The organism is Pseudoalteromonas sp. Cn5-37 (assembly GCF_021532495.1).
Classification (GTDB): Bacteria; Pseudomonadota; Gammaproteobacteria; order Enterobacterales; family Alteromonadaceae; genus Pseudoalteromonas; species Pseudoalteromonas simplex.
On sequence record NZ_JAKGBA010000001.1, the window covers coordinates 174,393 to 195,993 of the forward strand.

At 39.9% G+C, this 21,601-nt stretch carries 21 protein-coding genes and 1 tRNA gene; 14 read left to right on the forward strand and 8 right to left on the reverse strand.

From position 1 onward, the window contains the following. The first annotated feature begins 105 nt into the window (after positions 1-105). From L1266_RS00830 to L1266_RS00840, 3 genes are all read left to right on the forward strand, one after another. Positions 106-1,662, forward strand: a complete 1,557-nt coding sequence (locus L1266_RS00830) for a SulP family inorganic anion transporter (protein WP_054554885.1) — start codon at positions 106-108, stop codon at positions 1,660-1,662. A 155-nt stretch (positions 1,663-1,817) separates the two neighbouring features. After that, entirely contained in the window at positions 1,818-2,891 is a 1,074-nt protein-coding gene (locus L1266_RS00835; protein ID WP_054554884.1) for a sensor histidine kinase, read from the forward strand. After that, complete coding sequence (locus L1266_RS00840; RefSeq protein WP_054554883.1) at positions 2,888-3,712, forward strand: LytR/AlgR family response regulator transcription factor; 825 nt, start codon at positions 2,888-2,890, stop codon at positions 3,710-3,712. The genes L1266_RS00835 and L1266_RS00840 overlap by 4 nt, the downstream gene beginning before the upstream one ends. 78 nt (positions 3,713-3,790) lie before the next feature. Here L1266_RS00840 and pyk read toward each other — a convergent pair whose 3' ends face one another. Then, positions 3,791-5,224: a pyruvate kinase gene (pyk, locus tag L1266_RS00845; RefSeq protein ID WP_138601084.1), complete on the reverse strand. Its 1,434-nt coding sequence runs from the start codon at positions 5,222-5,224 to the stop codon at positions 3,791-3,793. A gap of 424 nt (positions 5,225-5,648) precedes the next feature. Between pyk and gndA the strand changes: the two genes are divergently transcribed. Beyond that, positions 5,649-7,022, forward strand: coding sequence for an NADP-dependent phosphogluconate dehydrogenase (gene gndA, locus L1266_RS00850; RefSeq protein ID WP_054553937.1), 1,374 nt, complete (start codon positions 5,649-5,651; stop codon positions 7,020-7,022). A 54-nt stretch (positions 7,023-7,076) separates the two neighbouring features. Here the strand turns inward: gndA and ansA are convergent, their stop codons facing one another. After that, on the reverse strand, positions 7,077-8,087 hold the full coding sequence (gene ansA, locus L1266_RS00855) for an asparaginase (RefSeq protein WP_194441425.1): 1,011 nt from the start codon (positions 8,085-8,087) through the stop codon (positions 7,077-7,079). Between the two features lie 59 nt (positions 8,088-8,146). Beyond that, positions 8,147-10,012 carry a signal peptide peptidase SppA gene (gene sppA, locus L1266_RS00860; RefSeq protein WP_235376598.1) on the reverse strand — a complete coding sequence of 622 codons (1,866 nt, stop codon included), beginning with the start codon at positions 10,010-10,012 and terminating at the stop codon, positions 8,147-8,149. A gap of 199 nt (positions 10,013-10,211) precedes the next feature. Here sppA and L1266_RS00865 point away from each other — a divergent pair, with 199 nt between their 5' ends. The 7 genes from L1266_RS00865 to L1266_RS00895 all read left to right on the forward strand — a co-directional run bounded on the left by L1266_RS00865 (position 10,212) and on the right by L1266_RS00895 (position 15,443). Further along, entirely contained in the window at positions 10,212-12,173 is a 1,962-nt protein-coding gene (locus L1266_RS00865) for an oxidoreductase (protein WP_235376599.1), read from the forward strand. A gap of 61 nt (positions 12,174-12,234) precedes the next feature. Then, positions 12,235-12,945, forward strand: a complete 711-nt coding sequence (locus L1266_RS00870; protein WP_235376600.1) for an HvfX family Cu-binding RiPP maturation protein — start codon at positions 12,235-12,237, stop codon at positions 12,943-12,945. 63 nt (positions 12,946-13,008) lie between these two features. Further along, a complete protein-coding gene (locus tag L1266_RS00875) occupies positions 13,009-13,557 on the forward strand; it encodes an NAD(P)H nitroreductase (protein ID WP_235376601.1) in 549 nt (182 codons plus the stop codon). A 199-nt stretch (positions 13,558-13,756) separates the two neighbouring features. After that, positions 13,757-14,134 carry a hypothetical protein gene (locus L1266_RS00880; RefSeq protein ID WP_054553932.1) on the forward strand — a complete coding sequence of 126 codons (378 nt, stop codon included), beginning with the start codon at positions 13,757-13,759 and terminating at the stop codon, positions 14,132-14,134. Positions 14,135-14,207: 73 nt separating this feature from the next. After that, positions 14,208-14,298: transfer RNA gene (locus tag L1266_RS00885), tRNA-Ser, on the forward strand. A gap of 52 nt (positions 14,299-14,350) precedes the next feature. After that, a complete protein-coding gene (locus L1266_RS00890; RefSeq protein WP_054553931.1) occupies positions 14,351-14,752 on the forward strand; it encodes a hypothetical protein in 402 nt (133 codons plus the stop codon). 73 nt (positions 14,753-14,825) lie between these two features. After that, complete coding sequence (locus L1266_RS00895) at positions 14,826-15,443, forward strand: FKBP-type peptidyl-prolyl cis-trans isomerase (protein ID WP_054561418.1); 618 nt, start codon at positions 14,826-14,828, stop codon at positions 15,441-15,443. A gap of 68 nt (positions 15,444-15,511) precedes the next feature. Here the strand turns inward: L1266_RS00895 and fur are convergent, their stop codons facing one another. The 5 genes from fur to L1266_RS00920 all read right to left on the reverse strand — a co-directional run bounded on the left by fur (position 15,512) and on the right by L1266_RS00920 (position 18,054). Continuing rightward, complete coding sequence (gene fur, locus L1266_RS00900) at positions 15,512-15,955, reverse strand: ferric iron uptake transcriptional regulator (RefSeq protein WP_054561419.1); 444 nt, start codon at positions 15,953-15,955, stop codon at positions 15,512-15,514. Positions 15,956-16,145: 190 nt separating this feature from the next. Next, positions 16,146-16,673, reverse strand: a complete 528-nt coding sequence (gene fldA / locus L1266_RS00905; RefSeq protein ID WP_054553928.1) for a flavodoxin FldA — start codon at positions 16,671-16,673, stop codon at positions 16,146-16,148. Between the two features lie 14 nt (positions 16,674-16,687). Then, positions 16,688-16,966, reverse strand: a complete 279-nt coding sequence (gene ybfE, locus L1266_RS00910; RefSeq protein ID WP_004586673.1) for a LexA regulated protein — start codon at positions 16,964-16,966, stop codon at positions 16,688-16,690. Positions 16,967-16,968: 2 nt separating this feature from the next. Continuing rightward, a complete protein-coding gene (locus tag L1266_RS00915; RefSeq protein ID WP_036968243.1) occupies positions 16,969-17,190 on the reverse strand; it encodes a DUF2788 domain-containing protein in 222 nt (73 codons plus the stop codon). A gap of 99 nt (positions 17,191-17,289) precedes the next feature. Further along, a complete protein-coding gene (locus L1266_RS00920) occupies positions 17,290-18,054 on the reverse strand; it encodes an alpha/beta fold hydrolase (RefSeq protein WP_138616804.1) in 765 nt (254 codons plus the stop codon). A 131-nt stretch (positions 18,055-18,185) separates the two neighbouring features. On the opposite strand from L1266_RS00920, the gene seqA reads away from it, so the two are divergent. From seqA to astE, 3 genes are all read left to right on the forward strand, one after another. Further along, positions 18,186-18,788: a replication initiation negative regulator SeqA gene (gene seqA / locus L1266_RS00925; protein WP_054553926.1), complete on the forward strand. Its 603-nt coding sequence runs from the start codon at positions 18,186-18,188 to the stop codon at positions 18,786-18,788. Positions 18,789-18,804: 16 nt separating this feature from the next. Then, on the forward strand, positions 18,805-20,442 hold the full coding sequence (gene pgm, locus L1266_RS00930) for a phosphoglucomutase (alpha-D-glucose-1,6-bisphosphate-dependent) (RefSeq protein WP_235376602.1): 1,638 nt from the start codon (positions 18,805-18,807) through the stop codon (positions 20,440-20,442). Between the two features lie 79 nt (positions 20,443-20,521). Then, complete coding sequence (gene astE, locus L1266_RS00935) at positions 20,522-21,577, forward strand: succinylglutamate desuccinylase (RefSeq protein WP_235376603.1); 1,056 nt, start codon at positions 20,522-20,524, stop codon at positions 21,575-21,577. The last annotated feature ends 24 nt before the right edge of the window (positions 21,578-21,601 follow it).

Below are 21,601 nucleotides of genomic sequence, written 5' to 3' on the forward strand. Positions count from 1 at the left end.
TGCTTTTAGGTACTAGCCGTTTTGTTGTTAATAATTGTTAACTTTTGCGGATTTTGCTAGAATTCTGCGCCTTGCCGAAATGCATTCACTATAAAGAGGATCTTAATGTTTAACTTACTCAGCAAAGCGCCAAGCTCTGCTAAAAACGATATTCTATCAGGCCTGACTGTTGCGTTGGCATTGGTACCAGAAGCGGTTGCGTTTGCTTTTGTTGCTAATGTTGAGCCTTTGGTTGGTTTATATGCCGCATTTATTGTTGGCTTAATTACGGCTATTTTTGGTGGTCGTCCAGGTATGATTTCTGGTGCTACCGGTGCACTAGCCGTTGTAATGGTAAGTTTAGTTTTAGATCATGGTGTAGAGTATTTATTTGCAACCGTCTTATTGATGGGGATTCTGCAAGTACTCGCAGGTATCTTCAAGCTTGGCAAGTTTATTCGCATGGTTCCGCACCCTGTAATGCTTGGTTTTGTAAATGGTCTTGCGATTGTTATTTTCTTGGCGCAACTGGGTCAATTTAAAGTACCAGACGGTATGGGTGGCCAACAGTGGATGGAAGGGCAAGCACTTTATATTATGCTTGGCTTAGTAGCGTTAACTATGGCTATTATTCATTTCTTACCTAAGCTAACTACTGCTGTACCTTCATCGTTAGCTGCCATTGTAACGGTAACAGCGATTGTGATTGGCTTTGATTTAGAAGCGCGCACTGTACTAGATTTCTTAAAAGGAATGACAGGTAATGAGCAGGCAACGATCGCCGGTGGCTTGCCGGAGTTTCATATTCCTATGGTGCCATTTAATCTTGAAACATTAAAAATTATCTTCCCTTACGCTTTAGTTTTAGCGGCGATTGGCTTAATTGAATCATTATTAACACTGACCTTAATTGACGAAATTACTGAAACCCGTGGTCACAGTAACAAAGAGTGTATTGGTCAAGGCGCTGCAAACATTACCTGTGGTTTCTTCGGTGCAATGGGTGGTTGTGCGATGATTGGTCAATCTATGATCAATATTAACTCGGGCGGTCGTTCACGTTTATCTGGTATTAGTGCCGCAATCATACTGCTAGCATTCATCATTTTTGCAGCCAGTCTCATTGAAATGATCCCACTAGCTGCCTTAGTTGGTGTTATGTTCATGGTTGTTCTTGGTACCTTCGAGTGGGCAAGCTTCAAAATGATGAAACGTGTACCTAAGTCTGATGCTTTTGTTATCGTGCTTGTTTCTGGCGTAACCGTAGTAACAGATCTTGCGATCGCGGTATGTGTGGGTGTGATTGTTTCTGCTTTAGTTTTTGCTTGGCAGCATGCGAAACACATTTACACAAGCAATTACATCGATGAGCAAGGCTCTAAAGTGTACGAGCTTCATGGTCCTTTATTCTTTGGTTCGGTTAAGAACTTTGCCGAGTTATTTGATGTTAAAAATGACCCAGAAGACGTGATCATTGAATTCAAACATAGCCGTGTTGCTGATCACAGTGCGATTGAAGCGATTGACAGTCTTGCAGAAAAATACGCAAAAGTCGGTAAGAAACTGCATTTGCGTCATTTAAGCCCTGATTGTATTCAACTATTACACAATGCGCGTGATTTAGTTGAAGTGAATGTGATTGAAGATCCAAATTATAAAGTGGCTTCAGATAAACTAGCTTAAAAATAAAGCAGATAAAAAGCGAAGGCTGTTGTGGCCTTCGCTTTTTTAATGTCTGAAGAATGCGGTAAGGCTATAAAAAATTAAGATAGGCGGCAGTGCTTTGTTCTCGTGACTATCGGTATAATAAAAATAATTATGAAAGGTAATCTGATATTTTGAATTGGCAATCATTAGTTGATAATCGACAACGCTTTTTCTGGGTTTTGCAAATTGCAGGCTGGATAGGGTATGCGTTAGTTAATTATATCGGCTCAAAAGTCTTTGAAATGCGTGATATTTACGTATTTGTTATTGTATTAAACGCTTATGCAGGCTGTTTAATGACAGTACCTTTACGTTATATGTATCGTAAAGTGTGGAATGCCTCACCTTGGGTATTAATGCTTGTCGTTTTTGGTGCTTCCTATGTAACTGGCACATTATGGGCCGTTGTACAAAAATTCAATTTATGGGAAATCTACCGTCACGGTTACCGTCCAAATGAATGGTTTTATTACTTTCAACAAGGTTTAGATTCGGTTTATATCATTCTTTGTTGGAGTGGTTTGTATTTTGGTATTAAGTATTACCAGCTATTGCAAAGTGAGCGTCAAAAGGCTCTAAAAGCAACCACTATGGCGCACGAAGCTCAGCTGAAAATGCTGCGCTATCAACTTAATCCGCACTTTTTATTTAATACCCTAAATGCAATCTCAACCTTAATTTTGGTAAAAGAGAACAAAGATGCAAATTTAATGGTGTCAAAATTGAGTGACTTCTTACGATACACACTCAATACCGACCCAATAAAAAAGGTGCCGTTAGAGCAAGAAATTCATGCCCTCATGCTGTACTTAGAAATTGAAAAAGTACGCTTTGATGAACGTTTACAAGTCAATGTAGACGTAAGCGAGCAGGCAAAAGAAGCCTTGGTACCAAGCTTGATCCTCCAACCTATTATCGAAAACTCGATAAAGTATGCGATAGCGCAATTAAATGAAGGTGGTGTGATTGATATTAAAGCACAAGTTTTTGCAAATGAACTATTATTGGAAGTAGGCGATAATGGTCCTGGCACTGAGCTTAAAAATGGCCAACTGGTTAATTCTCAAGGCGTTGGCATAGCTAATACACAGGACCGCTTAAAAACACTTTATGAGAACAACTACTCGTTTGTTCTCTCTGACAATACGCCAAGTGGATTAAAAGTTAATCTGCGCGTTCCGTTTGAAAAGGCTGTTAAGAAATGAGCAAAATTAGAACTTTGATCGTTGACGATGAACCGCTAGCAAGAAAGGGCTTAGCTGTTCGACTTTCTGAATTTGACGATTTAGAAGTCATTCGTTTATGTAGCAATGGTCAAGAAGCAATTGATGAATGCTTATCGGGCAATATTCAATTGGTTTTCTTAGATATTCAAATGCCAAATATGAACGGTTTTGAAGTTGCAAGAGCACTTAGCGAGAGCGTTAATCCATTACCCGCTATTGTGTTTGTAACGGCTTTTGACCAGTTTGCAGTTAAAGCATTCGAGATTCATGCGTTGGATTATATTCTTAAACCAGTCGATGACAACAGACTAAAACAGGCGGTAGAAAAAGTGCATACCTATTTAAAAACGCAACAAGATAACGCCCATAAGAAAAAACTAGCGAGCTTTGTTGCAGGTATTACAGGCAATAATTGCGAAGAAATTTTAAAGAAGTTAGCAACGGGCGATAGCCTTGCTGACCGTCGTTATCCAGAATCATTAGCTGTAAAAGAGCAGGGCGAAATTGTTCGTGTGCCTGTTATTACAATTCAATGGGTTGATGCGGCTGGTGATTATATGTGCCTTCATTGCCAAGATGGGCAAACACATATCCTTCGTAAAACAATGAAAGAGCTTGAACAAGAGCTTGATCCACAACTATTTGTGCGGGTTCATCGCAGTGCCATTGTGAATACAAAGCAAATTAGCAAACTTGTAACTCAAGTAAGTGGTGAGTATCTTTTAGTGCTAGATAACGGCCAAGAACTAAAAGTAAGCCGAAGCTATCGCGATAAAGTGAAAGCAGCTCTGGCGAGCTAATAGTTGTTCTAAGCTAAACAAGTTAAAACAAAAAAGGCGCAATAAATTGCGCCTTTTTTATTGAAAATTTGTAACAGCTTAAACAGTTACAATCTTCATCGTGTTTGTCGCACCAATCGTTTCCATTGCATCACCGTGAGTTAAAATCACAGTATCACCTGCAACTAGTGAGCCTTGCTCAACAAGTGTGTTTAATGCATCACGTACCATGCTTTCGTCTTCACACTTCGTTGAATCAAAGAATACAGGATAAACACCACGGTAAAGTGCTGTTTGGCCCAGCGTACTTGGATGACGTGATAATGAATAAATTGGTAAACCAGAGCTGATGCGTGACATCAATTTAGCTGTACTACCTGATTCAGTCAGAGTCACGATAGCTTTAACAGAATCTAAGTGGTTAGCTGCATACATCGCAGATAATGCAATTGATTCAGCATTTGATGAAAAACGGCTGTCTAAACGGTGTTTAGAAACGTGAGTTTCTTTTTGTGATTCAGCACCTAAACAAACGCGAGCCATAGTAGCTACTGTTTCTTCAGGGTAGTCACCAGCGGCTGTTTCAGCAGATAACATAACTGCATCAGTACCATCTAATACGGCGTTTGCTACGTCCATAACCTCTGCACGTGTTGGCATTGGGTTATCGATCATAGATTCCATCATTTGTGTTGCAGTAACAACAGTACGGTTAAGTGAACGAGCACGGCTAATGATAAGCTTTTGTTTACCAACAAGCGCTGCATCACCAATTTCAACACCTAAGTCACCACGCGCAACCATCACTGCGTCAGACGCAAGTACGATATCATCAATTGCTTCAACAGTTTCAACGGCTTCTGCACGTTCGATTTTTGCTAATAGTTGTGCGTTTGAGCCAGCAGCTTCTGCTAAAGAGCGAACATAACGCATGTCATCACCACTGCGTGGGAACGAAACGGCAATATAATCAACACCGATTTCAGTCGCTGTGATTAAATCTTCTTTATCTTTATCAGTGAAAGCAGGGGCTGTTAAACCACCGCCTAAACGGTTGATACCTTTGTTATTTGAAAGTACGCCACCAACAGTAACAGTTGTGTGGACTAGGTCACCGTCAACGCTATCTACCGTTAATTGGATTAAACCGTCGTTTAATAACAGTAAGTCGCCTGTTTTAACGTCGTTAGGTAGCTCTTTATAGTCGATACCTACTGCATTAACGTCGCCTTGGCCTTTTTCCATTTTTGCATCAAGGGTAAATTTTGCGCCAACTTCTAGGTTTACTTTACCGTCTTTGAAGGTTGATACACGAATTTTAGGACCTTGTAAGTCTGCAAGGATAGCAACGTGTTTGCCTAAACGCTTAGCAATGCTGCGTACCGCTTCAGCGCGGTCTTTGTGATCTTGTGCTACGCCATGTGAGAAGTTCAAACGAACCACATTTGCACCTGCACGAATAATTTTTTCTAGGTTGTTATCGCGATCGGTTGCCGGTCCAAGGGTCGCAACAATTTTTGTGCGTCTTAGCATCAAATTCTCCTGTGCGCTCAAATATATTAAGCGAATTGATGGTTATCTATTAAAATGTCGTGCTATAAACCTTTAATATAGGCTTATACATAAGCACAATGTAGAACTCATAAGTAAAAAATGATTGTTTTTACTTATGAGAATCTGGCTCTTTGTATTAATTATAGAGTATACAAAGTGTGAATGACGTTATTATGACACCGGTGTCAGGTAGCGTCAATACACATACCTTTTTAAAGGGTATTATAAAAATCTGGTCCGATGCCTTGGTTATTTTGATATACTGGGGGCCAACGTCGCTTCATGATTTCGATGATTTATCTCAAGTTGGCTGTCAAGCTCGCATTTTTGGGCTGCTTGGGTATAATGCGCGCGTAATTATTTTGATTAACTAACCAATAGTTGTTACCGAGGAGGACACTAAATGCAAGTTGCATTAGTAGGGTTAGGCGTTATGGGTAAAAATCTTGCCCTCAACCTGATTGAAAAAGGGCTGACATTAGTAGCTTACGATAAAAACCCAGATGCGGGTGCCGAGTTACTAAGCTGTGCGAAAGCATTAGGTTTGGCAGACCGTTTACATATTGTGTCTGATTTAAATGATATGGTTAGACGCTTAGAGCCGCCTCGTTCGATTCTTCTTTTAGTTCCTGCTGGTGAATTGGTTGATAAAGTATGTACAGAGCTTGCAGAAGCAGGTGTTGACTGTGATGACATTATCGTAGATTGCGGCAACAGTAACTACAAAGACGGCATTAGCCGTAAACTTAAATATCAAAACAAATTTGAATTTGCCACTATGGGTATTTCTGGCGGTGCAGAAGGCGCACGTCACGGCCCTGCAATGATGGCAAGTGGTTCAGAAGGCGGCTGGGAGCGTGTTGAGCCGTGGTTTGAAAAAGTAGCGGCAAGCTACAAAGGTGAGTCGTGTTTTGCACGTGTAGGCCAATCTGCAAGTGGTCACTTTGTGAAAATGGTGCATAACGGTATTGAATATGCGCTAATGCAATTAATTGCAGAAATGTATCAATTATTACGTTTAGGTACTAATCGTTCACCAAAAGAAGTGGCTGACATTTTCAATGAATGGTCTGAAGGCACTTTAAATAGCTACTTACTGTCAATTTCAAGCCATATCTTAAGCCTTGAAACGACAGAAGGCGAGCCGCTAGTTGATTTAATCGACAATAAAGTTGGCGCGAAAGGCACGGGTTTATGGACTGCACAAAATGCTCTAGAGCTTGGTATTGCAGTGCCATCACTCGTTGCGGCTGTTCAAGCACGTCACTTAACAAATACGTGTGATACGCATGCTGCTAAAGAAATGACTTACGCTGCTAAAGCAACTGATACCGTTGATTTAGACTTAGCAGAGCTAAAAGATGCATTCACATTGGCAAGTTTACTTGCTTACCGTCAAGGTTTAGCCCTTATCAAAGGTGCATCTCGTGCGCATCAGTGGAAAGTAGATCTTTCTAAAACGCTACAAACGTGGCGCGCAGGTTGTATCATCCGTGCAGATTACTTAGACAATGTCGCTGAAGGTGTAGAATTTATTGATTCTATGCAGCGTGAATCAGCAGCATTACGTAAGGTAACGGGTGCAGCAGTTGCATCTGGTCTTGCATTCCCTGTGTTAACAGCAACGCAAACTTACATTGCGACGTTAACAACACCAAGTAATGGTCACCTTGTTCAAGCACAACGTGACTACTTCGGTGAGCATGGTATTAAAACTCACAGTGGTGAGATTTGCCACTTAACAGACTTAGTTGAGATTGACGAAAAAGTTCGTTAATTATCAAAAAGCATAAAAAAGGCACCAATTGGTGCCTTTTTTGTATTTGCTGCATTAACGACTTAGCTCACCGCGCAGGTTGTCTTGCATCAAGTGACGAATTGTTTCTACTTCCAGCTTTTGACTAAATAAGTAGTGTAACTTGGTCAAACAGGCTTCTAATGTCATATCGTAGCCACTGATCACACCACAATTCAATAAGGCATTACCGGTTGCATAACCGCCCATATTAACTTGGCCTTTTAAGCACTGCGTTAGATTTATAATCACCATACCGCGTTTGCTTGCATCATTAAGAATGTCTAAGAAAGCTGGATCTTGTGGGGCATTACCCACACCAAAACTTAATAACACAAGTGCTTTGATGTCGTCATTAACTAAACTTTTAACCACTTTTGGGCTGATCCCAGGATAGAGATAAAGCACACCAATTGGCTGTGGCGTGATATTCGATACCTGTAGTTCGTTATCAACATAAGGGCTAAGTTGCCCTTTGAGCAGTTGAATATTAATTCCTGATAGTGCTAATGGTTCAAGGTTCGGTGATGCAAAGGCATCAAAGCCATCAGCATGGGCTTTTGTTGCACGGTTACCGCGGAATAATTGGTTATTAAAAAACAGGCTTACTTCAGCAATTGGGTAATTAGCGGCTAAATACATGGCATTAAGTAAGTTTACTTGGCCATCAGAACGAAGTTGCGACAATGGAATTTGTGAGCCTGTCACAATCACAGGTTTTGTCAGGTTTTCGAACATGAAAGACAAAGCAGAAGCTGTGTAGGCCATAGTATCGGTACCATGCAAAACCACAAAGCCATCATAGTCTTGGTATTTACTCTTAATATCGTCAGCGATTAATTGCCAGTGGGCAGGGGACATATCTGAAGAATCAATGAGCGGGCAATATTCGTGAATATCAAACAAAGGCATTTCATCACGATTAAACTCTGCATTATTGACCACTGTTTCGGTTAAAAAACCTTCTGCCGGAACATAGCCACGGCTCGATTTTTTCATACCGATAGTACCACCCGTATAGGCGATATATATACGTTTACGTTTCATAAAAAAAGCCCAGTTAAATAACTGGGCTTAGTATACCTAAAATCGCTTAGCTAAGTAACTTATTGAATTACATTACACACTAAACAACGAGCGTAAACGCCTTGTGGATCGTTGTAATCTTTTAGATTATCGATCTCACTACTTAACTGATTAATAAGGCTTTGTAAGTTAGCTTGTGTTGCGAGTACTGAGTGTGATGAATCAGACTTAGCAAAGAAGCTCTTAACAGCCGCGGTGCCAAAGATATCTTGCAGCATTTGCTCTTGTGGTGTTAATGACTGTTTGATGGTCTTAACATCATAATGATTAAGCTTAGCAAGCTCAGCTGCCGCCTTAATTGCATCTTGCTTATCGCCAAGTTTATCAACTAACCCCAGCTCTTTTGCTTGAGTTGCAATCCATACACGGCCTTGGGCAATTTTATCAACTTGCTCAGGCGTCATGTTACGTGCTTCAGCCACTACATTTAAAAAGCGTTTATATGCATTTTCAACGCTCATTTGAATGATGTCTGACATTTTATCGTCAAGTGGGCGTGCAATAGAGAAGCCAGCAAGGTCAGTTGTTGCAACACCATCTGAGTAAATACCTAATTCAGCCATGGTATTTTCAAACGTCATGAAAGTACCAAATACACCAATTGAACCTGTAATTGTGCTAGGGGCTGCCCAAATTTCATTGGCTGCAGATGCAATCCAGTAACCACCTGATGCAGCCACTGAGCTCATTGATGCGATAACCGGTTTTCCTGCTGCCTTAAGTGCTAATACTTCAGCGCGGATAACTTCAGAAGCAAACATACTACCGCCACCTGAATCGATTCGTAGTACAACGGCTTTCACTTTGTCATCAAGACGTGCTTTACGAAGTAGGGCTGCTGTTGAGTCACCACCAATTTCACCTGCTTTACGTTCACCATCAACTATGGTGCCTTTAGCTACAACGACAGCTACTTTTTCAGTAATTGGGTTATCGAACTCAACAGGCGGTTTTACCAGAGATAAATACTCACGGAAGCTTACTTGCTTAAAGGTTTTACCTGTTTCTTCTGCACCAACTAACTCAATAAGTTGCTGGCGAATTTGTTGTGATGTTTTTAAAGAATCAACCCATTGATTATTTAACGCGTACTGACCTGAGTTACCGTCAACTGCTTGCATTTTTGCAAGGTAAACATCCATATCTTCATCGAAGTTACTTTCATCGAATGGACGGCTCGCAGCAACGTCAGTTTTGTACTCGTTCCAAAGTGCAGTTAACCAAACGCTGTTCGCTTCTTTTGCCGCATCTGACATATCATTACGAATGAATGGTTCAACCGCTGACTTATAAGTACCCACACGGAAAATATGTTGAGTCACTTTTAACTTTTCAAGTGCATCTTTGAAGTAAAGCGGGAACATACCGTAGCCTTCAATGCTCACACCACCATAAGGGTGCATAGACACTTCATTAGCATGGGCAGCAATATAATATTGTGCTTGTGTATAGTAGTAGCCCGTTGCAATAACTTGCTTGCCTGCCTCTTTAAATGCATCAATTGCTTTCGTTATTTGTTTTAGCTTATTGATGTGTGCACTTGGCATTTTTTGCAGGTCAAGAAGCATCACATTGATACGATCATCTTTAGTCGCTTGGTTGATCACTTCAATGACATCATCGAGAAGAATTTCTGATGGTGCTTCTTTACCCATAGTTGCATCGTTGATTGCTGCTTCTACAGGATCAACATAGGTTTTTTCTTCAACAATAGGGCCATTTAAGTTTAGGCGTAGCACGGTTCCGTCTGCTACTTTTACTTGGTCTTCTTCACCTGTGATGGCAACAAAGAAGAGTATTACTAGTAATAGAAATAATATGTTTAGGACCAAACGGCGGGAAAAATTAATCCCGGTCCAAATGCCTTTAAATATCTTTGCTAGCAAAATAAATCCTTAATTCAGTACAGCTTAGTAGTGAACTCATCTTAGCTTAGAATAACTTTAAAATTAACTGTTAAATAGTAACAGAGTGTTTAAAACGATAATTTGCTACCGATTAATTAGCAGTGAAAAGTTGATTATTCTAAGTTATTGCCGCAGAATCTATTTCAAATAGAGGTTCGACCAGTTAACGGGGCACACAATGTTAGAACAAAAATTACAATTACCGCATACCGAACTTCGTAATCGTTTGGTTATGGGATCAATGCATACTGGCTTAGAAGAAGGCTGGCATAACCGCAAACGCTTACGTGCATTCTACGAGGCACGTGCCAAAGGCGGCACGGGCTTGATTATTACAGGTGGCTACAGCCCAAATATTCGTGGCAAGCTATCTCCGTTCGCATCAACATTTAATTCTTTCTATGATGTGATCAAGCACAAAGCATATACTGATGCGGTGCATCAACATGGCGGAAAAATTTGCTTACAATTATTGCATGCAGGTCGCTATGCGTATCATCCATTCAATCAAGCGCCAAGTTCAATTCAAGCTCCTATTAATCCGTATAAACCTAAAGAAATGTCGTTAGGTTCAATTAAAAAAACCATCAAAGACTTTGCTAACTCAGCAAAAATGGCTGAAATAGCAGGTTATGACGGTGTTGAAATCATGGGTTCTGAAGGTTATTTGATTAATGAATTCATGGCTAACCACACCAATAAAAGAACAGACAACTATGGTGGTAGTCTAGAAAACCGTATGCGCTTGGCTGTTGATATTGTTAAAGCTGTACGCGCTAAAGTAAGTCAAAAGTTCATTATTGTATTTCGTTTGTCTGTGATGGATTTAATTCCTAATGGATCAACACCCGATGAAGTAAAGCAACAAGCCCTGGCACTTGAACAAGCTGGCGTTGATATCTTTAACACCGGTATTGGTTGGCACGAGGCTCGTGTACCAACGATTGCCAGTATGGTCCCAGCAGGTGCATTTAAAGAAGCATCAAAACGCTTAAAAGATACAGTATCAGTGCCAGTTATCGCGGTTAACCGTATTAACACGCCAGAAATTGCCAATGGAATTTTAGAAGCAGGCGAGTCTGATTTAATTTCGATGGCCCGTCCTTTATTAGCAGATCCAGAGTTTTTCAATAAATACGTTAATAATAAGTCTGAACAAATCAATATTTGTATTGGTTGTAATCAGGGTTGCTTAGACCATGTGTTTAAAAATAAACGTGCCACCTGTTTGGTTAACCCACAAGCGGCTTTTGAGTTAGATTACAGCCTTGAAAAAGCTCCATCTTCTCGATTAGTTCTGGTTGTGGGTGCTGGCCCTGCTGGCCTTGCTGCAAGTTGTTACTTAGCAGCGAAAGGTCACAAAGTGACTTTAATTGAACGTAAAGAACAAATGGGTGGCCAATTTAATTTAGCCATGCAAGTGCCGGGTAAAGAAGACTTTAACCATACCCTTAACTACTTTACTAATGAATTAAAGCGTTTAAATGTCGATTTACAGCTCGGTACTGAATTTACTGACAATATGCTCAATCAATACGATGATGTGGTTTTTGCAACAGGCGTACGTCCGCGCGAAGCCAAAATAGAATGCGGTGATGGCAAACGTGTATTCGCTTATGATGAAGTAATTCGTGGTGAAGTAGAACTCGGTGAGAAAATTGCGATTCTAGGTGCAGGTGGTATCGGTTTTGATATGGTTGCCTTTTTAAGTGAACACAAAGGACAAACAATTGAGCAGTTCAAAACTCAATGGGGTATTGAATGCGAAGCTAGGCCTGAAAAAGACAACCGCCAAATTTATATGCTTAAGCGAAGTGCAGGGCGTTTTGGTAGTGAACTGGGTAAAACAACGGGTTGGATCCACCGTCAAGTTGCCAAACAACACGGTGTTAAACAAATCGCTGAGTGCCAATATCTAAGCTTTGATAAGCAAGGCTTGAAGATAACGGTAAAAGGTGAAGAGCAAATCCTCGATGTTGATACCGTGATTGCTTGTATTGGTCAGGTATCAAATACTGAAACGTTCGACAATCAAACCGAAAACGCGAAAGTACACGTTATTGGTGGCGCAAAACTAGCTGCTGCTATCGATGCTAAACGTGCTATTTTTGAAGCGTTACAAGTCGCTCGTAAAATTTAATTGAAAGAAAACTAGAAAACGTGCGGTCTGTGTGATTAATCTATTTAGTCACGAGACCGCTATGTTGAACACACACCTAATACCCCTTTACCAACACACCTTAAAGAAACTGCACTTTTTAGATGGACTACCGAATCTATTAATTCGCTTGATTTTAGCCCCAGTGATGATCATTGCAGGCTTTAATAAGCTTGCTTTAAGCGGTGATGTTACTCATTTTTATCAATACTTTTTAGCATCTGAAGATATTGTTGCATGGTTTGGAAATAGTGACTGGGGTTTAGGCCTACCCATGCCCTCTGTATTGGCCTTTTTAGCTGCATGGACTGAGTTTTTAGGGGGGATCTTTATATTATTGGGTTTATTTACTCGTATAACCTCAATTCCTTTGATGATCACCATGCTGGTTGCAGCGACAACAGTACATGCCAGTAATGGCTGGTTTGCTGTAACACCAACCGATGCCAGCACCAGCCCAGCGAGAGTACTCAATTGGCTTGCAATACCTGGTAGTGAAGCTAGCCTAGTTAATTCTGATGAAGCCAGCGAAAGATTAACCAAAATGCGTGAGTTGCTAGAAACGCATGGTTATACAGAGTACCTTTATGCGAAAGGGAAACCTGTGATCTTAAATAATGGTATTGAGTTTTCTGCCATATATTTTGTTATGTTATTGAGTTTATTTTTTACAGGGGGTGGTCGTTACGTTAGTTTAGATTATTGGTTAACTAGAAAAGTATCGAATAGCTTTCTTGCTCATAAAGATAAATGATAAGCTTGGGTTTTCTGCCCCGATTATTAAGGGGCGTCGTACTTAAGCATTTACGGAATATTCATGGACGCTTTAACGCTATTACAAACTCGACAATCAGATCCTCGCCTTATCGCACCTGGACCTACTGCAGAACAACTTGAAATTATTAAGCGAGCGGCCATTAAAGTGCCTGATCATGGCTGTATTGCTCCTTGGCGATTTATTGTCGTTGAAGGCGATGCACGTAATAAATTAGGCGATATCTATCATCAGGCCGCTGTTGCTGAAAACCAAGATGATAGAACCATTGAGCGCGCTAAAGAACTACCGCTGCGATCTCCGATGATGGTCATTGCCATTGCAGATGTAACTGAAAACCCAAAAGTGCCACGTATTGAACAAGTACAAAGTGCAGGCTGCGCTGTACTTGCAATGCAACAAGCGGCATTCGCCCAAGGTTTAGGGGGGATTTGGCGCACAGGTTATTTTGCACAGAGCCCAGCTGTTAAAGCGGCACTCGGTTGTAAAGAACAAGATGAGATTGTTGGTTACCTCTATTTAGGTACGCCAGAAATAGACATTAAAAAACCTATCAGACACAAGCCAGAGACGTTTTTTGAGAATTTATAAATAGTAGGAACTTTTTTGCAGTTAAGCAGTCAGACACTATTAAGCTTACTTATGTTAGTTTTTTTAGATTTAGCTTAGCTGTAAGAAGCGCACGGATGCAAAAAACGAAATAATTCTTCTTCAGTGTGTTTTTTAATCGGTTATTTTTTGTTAACGTATGGAAAGTCTTAAAAAAATAACGATAAAGAAGACGAGAACAATGGGAAACTTATTTTTACGTGAAAAAGAAAATTGGTTCGCTTGGTCAATTTGGGGCTTAGTTGGCGCTGTTGTCACATTTTTTGTTGCCATGTCTACAAAACAACCTCATTACCTTGGCTTGTCTGCTGTAGTGGTATTACTTCTATTGACATGGTGGATGCAAAGCACTAAACGTTTCGATTTCGGCCGCGCTTTTAAAATTTGTTGCTACGTTTTAACGATCACCTGCTTACCCGCCTTCGCATTAGTTATTGTACCGAGTTATAACCTCAATAAAATTGACGTAATAGTGCAGGGCTCAGGTTTTGCAATTGTTAGTTTAATTGTTTGTTTAGTTTGCTCTTTAATCGCAAAGCGTCCGAAGCAGTACTATTAAAAATACTTTTTTAAAGTTTTTTACATTTAAGGCTTTACAACGAACGCAGTAAACACTATCATGCGCGCCGTACGGAGAGATGGCAGAGTGGTCGAATGCACCGGTCTTGAAAACCGGCAGGGGTTTGTAGCCCCTCTAGGGTTCAAATCCCTATCTCTCCACCATTATTTAGAAAAACCGCCTTTAGGGCGGTTTTTTGCTATCTGGAGATAAGTAATGTCAGCAAGCGAGTCTTCTTCTACACTAATGCGCATTGTTAAACATGTTCTGCTTTGGTGTATCTTTTCTTATTTTTATCACAGCGGGATCAATGTACTTGTAGCTATGGCCCATGATGCGCAGCCTGATTACGGGCTAATATCTTCAATCGCTTATGGTATTGGGTTTAATGTGTTAGTAGGGCACCTTATTGGCAAATACGACAAGCATTGGCCTGTTATTGCAGCATGTGTGATTTCTACTGTGGGTCTTATTGCTGTGCCTTTAATTATGTTAGGCAAAGATGGTTTAATGAGCGGTTTTTTTATTGCTTCGATGATCGCTACATTACCTGTTGCGACATTTGTAATTGATAAAATAAAGCAGCGAATTAGTGCAAACACTGAGCAAACGCAGTAAAACTAGGCGATATTCGTTGTTTTTTTATGTTAGTATGAGCACGTCTTTTAACTAAATAAACGTGAATTAAAACATGTCAGATAATTTTACAACAGACGCTGAAAAAGCAAGTTACGGTATTGGTTTACAAATGGGTGAGCAATTAAAAGCGAATCCATTCGAAGGTTTAAACTTAAATTCTGTATTTGAAGGTATGAAAGACGCATACACTGGTAATGATTTCCAAGTTGAAATCCCAGAAATTCAAGCAGCTTTTGAGAAAATCAACGCTGAGATCCAAGCTCGTCGTGAAGAAGAAGCTAAAGTTCTTGCAGCTGAAGGTATTGCATTCTTAGAAGAAAATGCAAAACGTCCTGAAGTAACAGTAACTGAATCAGGTCTTCAATACGAAGTACTTACTGCAGGCGACGGTGAAAAACCAACTGCAGATTCAACAATCCGTGCACACTACCACGGTACACTAATCAACGGTACAGTATTTGACAGCTCATACGAGCGTGGTCAACCAGCTGAATTCCCAGTTGGCGGTGTAATCAAAGGTTGGACTGAAGCAGTGCAAATGATGGGTACTGGTTCTAAGTGGCGTTTATACGTACCACACGAACTTGCTTACGGTGAGCGCGGTGCTGGTGCAGCAATCGCTCCTTTCTCAACGTTAATCTTTGACGTTGAGCTATTAGAAATCATCTAATCGATTTCAAATAGATATAAAAAAACCTGCTTTAAGCAGGTTTTTTTATGTCTGAACCAAATAGCTAATTAGCTATTTGATTCAGCGTATTCTTTACACGCAGCAGTGTCTTCACATTCACCATATAGGTAAAGAGAGTGGTTCGTCAGTTTAATACCATTCTCTGTTGCGATTTCTTCTTGACGACGTTCAATAGTGTCGTCTTCAAACTCAACTACCTTACCACATTTTAGGCACACTAAGTGGTCATGGTGAGTGCTACCTGATAATTCAAATACTGACTTGCCGCCTTCGAAGTGGTGGCGAGATACAATACCTGCATCATCAAATTGGTTAAGAACACGGTAGACAGTTGCAAGACCAATCTCTTCGCCTTTGTCTAAAAGAATTTTATAGACATCTTCAGCGCTGATGTGTTGGTTGTCTGGAGATTGTAGAATCTCTAAAATTTTAATACGTGGCAAGGTTACTTTTAACCCTGCTTTTTTTAATTCCAAGTTGTGATCAGTCATTCAATCTGTCTCAATTTTATTTAGTTATACTAGGCATCATCAAGATGCACACGACACATTAGCAACTATTAGAATAACGTGCCTAGTTACTAAGTGCAAAGAACAATTCGTCTATTTGCCGATTTTTCAAACAAAAATGAACTGGTTGTGCATCTTTACATCAGCTAGTAAATGCGAGTAGTACTTGTTATTAATCAGCAAGTTCCGCTAAACACATTTCGTCATAAACCTGAGCACACCAGTCTTTAACACGCTTTTCAGTAAGCTCTGGTTGACGGTCTTCATCAATACCAAGGCCAACAAAGTTGCTGTCATCTACGAGTGCTTTTGAAGCTTCGAAGTCGTAGCCTTCAGTTGACCAATGGCCCACTACGATTGCGCCACGCTCAGTAACGATATCGTTGATCATGCCCATTGCATCTAAGAAGTACTCTGCATAGTCTTCTTGGTCACCGCAGCCGAAAATAGCAACAAGTTTACCTTCGAAGTCAACTTCTTCTAATTCAGGGAAAAAATCATCCCAGTCACATTGAGCTTCACCGTAGTACCAAGTTGGAATACCGAATAACAATAAATCGAATTCAGCAATCTCTTCTTTAGAACTTTTTGCAATGTCGTGAACAGCTACAAGCTTTTTACCTAATTCTTTTTGAATCATTTTAGCTACGTGTTCAGTATTGCCTGTGTCACTTCCGAAAAAAATACCTACGCTTGACATGGATTTAAAACCTTCTATCTATCAATAGCCAATCTTTCTTGTAAAATTGTTTCAATCAACGCGCTACGGCTAATATTCTGCGCATCTGCCATATCGCTTAATGCTTGATATAACTGTGATGAAACCTTAAATTCTACACGCTTTAAACCACGTGCTTTATCTCGTTTTATTTGGTTACGTTTATTTACTTTTAATTGCATATCGCGAGGTAGGGGATTTGTTTTCGGCCTACCTGGACGCTTTTCGTATTCAAATAAATCGGGTGTTGTTCTATCTGTTTCTGACTTTGCCATGTCTAGCCCACACCTGCGCCTTGCCAGAAGACTTGAATAAGTCCTTTCGCTATAAACCCAGAACAGCCTAAAAATAGCACTAACCAAACGATGTATCGGCCAAATCGTGGTACATCACCTTTTTTAAGGACGTCTTGAATTGCCATTCCAATAAAAAAGAAAATACCGGCTAAGCCAAAATACAACCCTAAGGTATCAAATTCGTTAATTAACTGACTGACCATCAACGTATAAACCTTTAAATTAAACGGCGCGTACTATATCACACAAATTTGTAATAATTTAGTGCGCACGATCAAAAACAGCGAATTTAATCAGCTCTATTAATGAGCTAAAAAATCGCTGATTGCTTTATTAACAGCAAGTGGTTTTTGGGCATGTAGCCAGTGACCAGCACCATGAATAATTTTTGCTTTTGCATTAGGGAACAACGCCATAATAGCAGGGCGGTGCTCTGCTAAAATGTAGTCAGAATCATTACCTTTAATGAACAAAGTATCACATAAACAAGAATCATTTTCACTAACTTGCGCTAAAATATTTTCATATTGCTGGTATAAAACAGCTAAATTAAAGCGCCATTGATAGTGACCTTCATCATTTTTAGCAAAGCTTTTTAATAAAAATTGACGTACGCCCATTTCCTCAATGTGCTTGGCAAGTATTTCATCAGCCGATTTTCTATCTTTGATATTAGACTGTGCAACTTCGTTTAGGCCTGCAAAAATGGCACTGTGGCGAGGGTTATTAGCAACAGGAGAAATATCTAACACGACAAGCTTATCGATAAGTGAAGGGTGATTAAGTGCTAATTGCATGGCCACTTTGCCACCCATTGAATGACCTATGATGTGCGCTTTACTAATAGTTAGATGTTCAAGTAACTCACTGACATCTTTAGCCATAGCATGATAATTCATGGTATCGCTATGGAATGATTTACCGTGGTTACGTAAATCGATATTCGTTACACGATAATTTTCAGCTAATGCTTTTGCGATTACATTGAGGTTTTCAAGTGAGCCAAACAAACCGTGGATCAATACAACGTCTGAACCTTGACCCATTTGTTGGTAGTTTAATAGCATTTTCAACTCCTATTTTTAATGGCAGTATTTTGCCTAGTGAAATTACAAAATGCAAAACATAGAGAATTGCTGCGAGCTTAGGTATAATCATTGAGAACTTTTAAAATGTGACCCGTAAAGACAGGAATAACATGAAAAAAATCGACATAGACGACGAGTTATATCAATACATTGCAAGCAACACGCAAAGTATTGGTGAAAGTGCATCAACCATTTTGCGTCGTTTATTAAACCTCTCTGATGGCACCAATGCCCCAGTTGAAACAACTACTAAAACTGAACAAGAAACCCCAGTTGTTGAAGTACAAGAACAAGCAGAACAAGAATCAAGCCCTGAACCAAGCAACGAAAATGTTGAAGAGGCTGCAGAAACTGTCACAGCATCGACACAAGTGAAAGGTAATGTGTTTAATGTATTAAACAAAGAAGAGCTGGCAATGCAAAAAGGTGTTGTTGGTCGATTCTTATTTATACTTGCTGCTTTATATAGAACGCATAAAAAAGATTTTGCTAACGTGCTTGAAATTAAAGGCCGTGATCGAGTTTATTTTGCCACAAGCAAAGAAGCACTTCTGGAGAGCGGTAGCAGCATGAATCCAAAAAATATCACTGATACTGAGTATTGGGTGATGACAAATTCAAATACAACCAGAAAAAAAATGATGCTTCACGAAGTAGCACTGTGCTTAGGTTACAGCGCAGATGAAGCAGAAAAAATTCGTGATTACTTATAATCCATAAGGAAATAATATGGCGATTCATCCAGATGCAGGTAAACCTGCACCGCAATCAAGCTTAGTGAATGTACCAAAACTGATCTCGGCTTATTACTTAAATGAACCAGACCTAGAACAAAACCCAGAGCATTGTGTTGCTTTTGGTACATCTGGCCATCGTGGTTGTTCGTTCGATGTAAAATTTAATGAATCGCATATTTTAGCGATCACTCAAGCAATTTGTGATTACCGTAAAGAAAACAATATTTTTGGCCCACTTTTCTTAGGTAAAGATACACATGCATTGAGTGAAGCGGCTTTTAACTCTGCTATTGAAGTACTTGTTGCAAACGAAGTGCAAGTCATTGCACAAGAAAATGACGATTACACGCCAACGCCGGTAATCAGTCATGCTGTTGTTTGCCATAACAAAGAAAATCCAAATGAACTTGCTGATGGTATTGTGGTAACACCTTCACATAACCCGCCAGAAGACGGTGGTTTTAAATATAACCCGCCAAATGGTGGCCCTGCAGATACTGATGTTACTAAGTGGATTGAAGATAGAGCAAATCAATTACTTTTAGAAGACTTAGTTGAAGTTGAGTTATTTCCGTATGCTAAAGCATCACGTTCTGGTTTTATTAAGTACCAAGACTTAATTACCCCTTATGTTGATGACTTAGTTAATATCGTTAATCTAAAAGCAATTAGCGATGCGAAAATCAAAATTGGTGTGGATCCACTGGGTGGCTCTGGTATCAACTTTTGGCCAGTCATTGCAGAAAAATATAATTTAGACTTAACGGTCGTAAATGAGTCTGTTGATCCAACATTCTCGTTCATGCCTTTAGATAAAGACGGCAAAATCCGTATGGATTGTTCATCACCTTATGCAATGACAAACCTTATTGCATTAAAAGATGACTATGATATCGGTATTGGTAACGACCCTGATTATGACCGCCATGGTATTGTTACGCCTGACGGCTTAATGAATCCAAATCACTTTTTAGCAGTTGCAATTGACTACTTGTTAAATAACCGCGAATGGTCAAAAGAGGTCGAAATTGGTAAAACGCTGGTATCAAGCGGCATGATTGATAAAGTAGTTGCACGGAATAACTGCGAAGTAAAAGAAGTACCGGTAGGCTTTAAATGGTTTGTTGAAGGCTTAAGCAAAGGTACCCTTGCTTTTGGTGGTGAAGAAAGTGCAGGGGCGTCATTCTTACGCTTTGATGGTACAGTTTGGAACACTGATAAAGATGGTTTCATCTTAGGTCTACTTGCTGCAGAGATTTTAGCTGTAACAGGTAAAACACCATCACAGCTTTATAAAGAACTTGAGCAAGAGTTCGGTGCGCCTATTTATAAACGTATTGATGCGCCAGCTAATGCAGAACAAAAATCACGTTTAAAAGCGTTATCAGCGGATGATGTAACTGCAAGTACCTTAGCGGGTGATGCCATTACGCAAAAACTAACCCATGCTCCTGGTAATAACGCTGCTATCGGCGGTTTAAAAGTTGTTACTGAAAACGGTTGGTTTGCTGCACGCCCATCTGGCACTGAAGACATCTATAAAATTTACCTTGAATCATTCAAAGGTGAAGAACATTTAGCATTATTAGAAAAAGAAGCGAAAAAGCTGGTTGATTCAGTAATTAGCTAATTCCTCTTTTACCTATTAAAACGGCTGAGTTTCTCAGCCGTTTTTGTATTCTACTCTCACGCATTTTTAGGATAGAACAATGAGCTATTCAACTCCTTCATATCTCGAACAATTAAAAAGTACCGGCGACTTTTTAACCCTGACCCGTAACAATGAATTTTCACTCGAACCTTGTGCATTTACCCTTGAAAACGGTACTGATGTCACTGTTCACGACACGGGTATCATTGAGTTTCAACCTGCGCAGCAGACAAACAAAGATATTGTACTTTCAAGTGCGGTACATGGTAACGAAACTGCGCCAATTGAAATTTGCGATCAATTAATCAAGTCAATCGTTACAGAACAACTTACCTTGCAGCAGCGTGTACTGTTTATTTATGGTAATCCTAAATCTATTAATATCGGTAAACGTTTTGTAGATGAAAACTTAAACCGTTTGTTTAATGGTCATCATACTGTAGAAGGCATTGCTTCAAACCCTGAGCGAGTTCGTGCAAAGCTACTTGAAGACGTGGTTACTGATTTCTTTGCTAGAGGCAACCAGGACAGTGAGCGTTTTCATTATGATCTTCACACAGCAATTCGTGGCTCTAAAAATGAAAAGTTTGCAGTCTATCCTTTCTTACATGGTAAACCGTGGAAAAAATCACAACTGCAATTTTTACTTAGCTGTGGCGTAAACACGGTACTAATGATGAAATCAGCGGCAACTACCTTCAGTTACTACTCGTCGTTTGTACATGGAGCTGACTCATTTACGGTAGAACTTGGCCAAGTAAAACCATTTGGCGAAAACGACATGTCGCGATTTGAGAAAACCAAACAAACCTTAATTGCATTAATTAGTCAAAAATATGTTGAATATAAAGAATTCAATGCAGAAGATTTCGAGTTGTTTTCTGTATATAGAACAATAAACCGTACTTGCGAAGACTTTAGTTTTCCATTTGCTTATGATGTGGAAAATTTCACCGGTTTCGCAAAGGGCGAATTAATAGCAACTGATGGTCAGACCAGATATGAAGCGGAAGTAGACGGTGAAGCTATTATCTTCCCAAACGCTGATGTAGCCTTAGGTCAGCGCGCTTTGCTTACCGTTATTCCAATGCAAGTTGATAGCAACTTTATTTAAATTCTCTGCATTAACACCCATCTA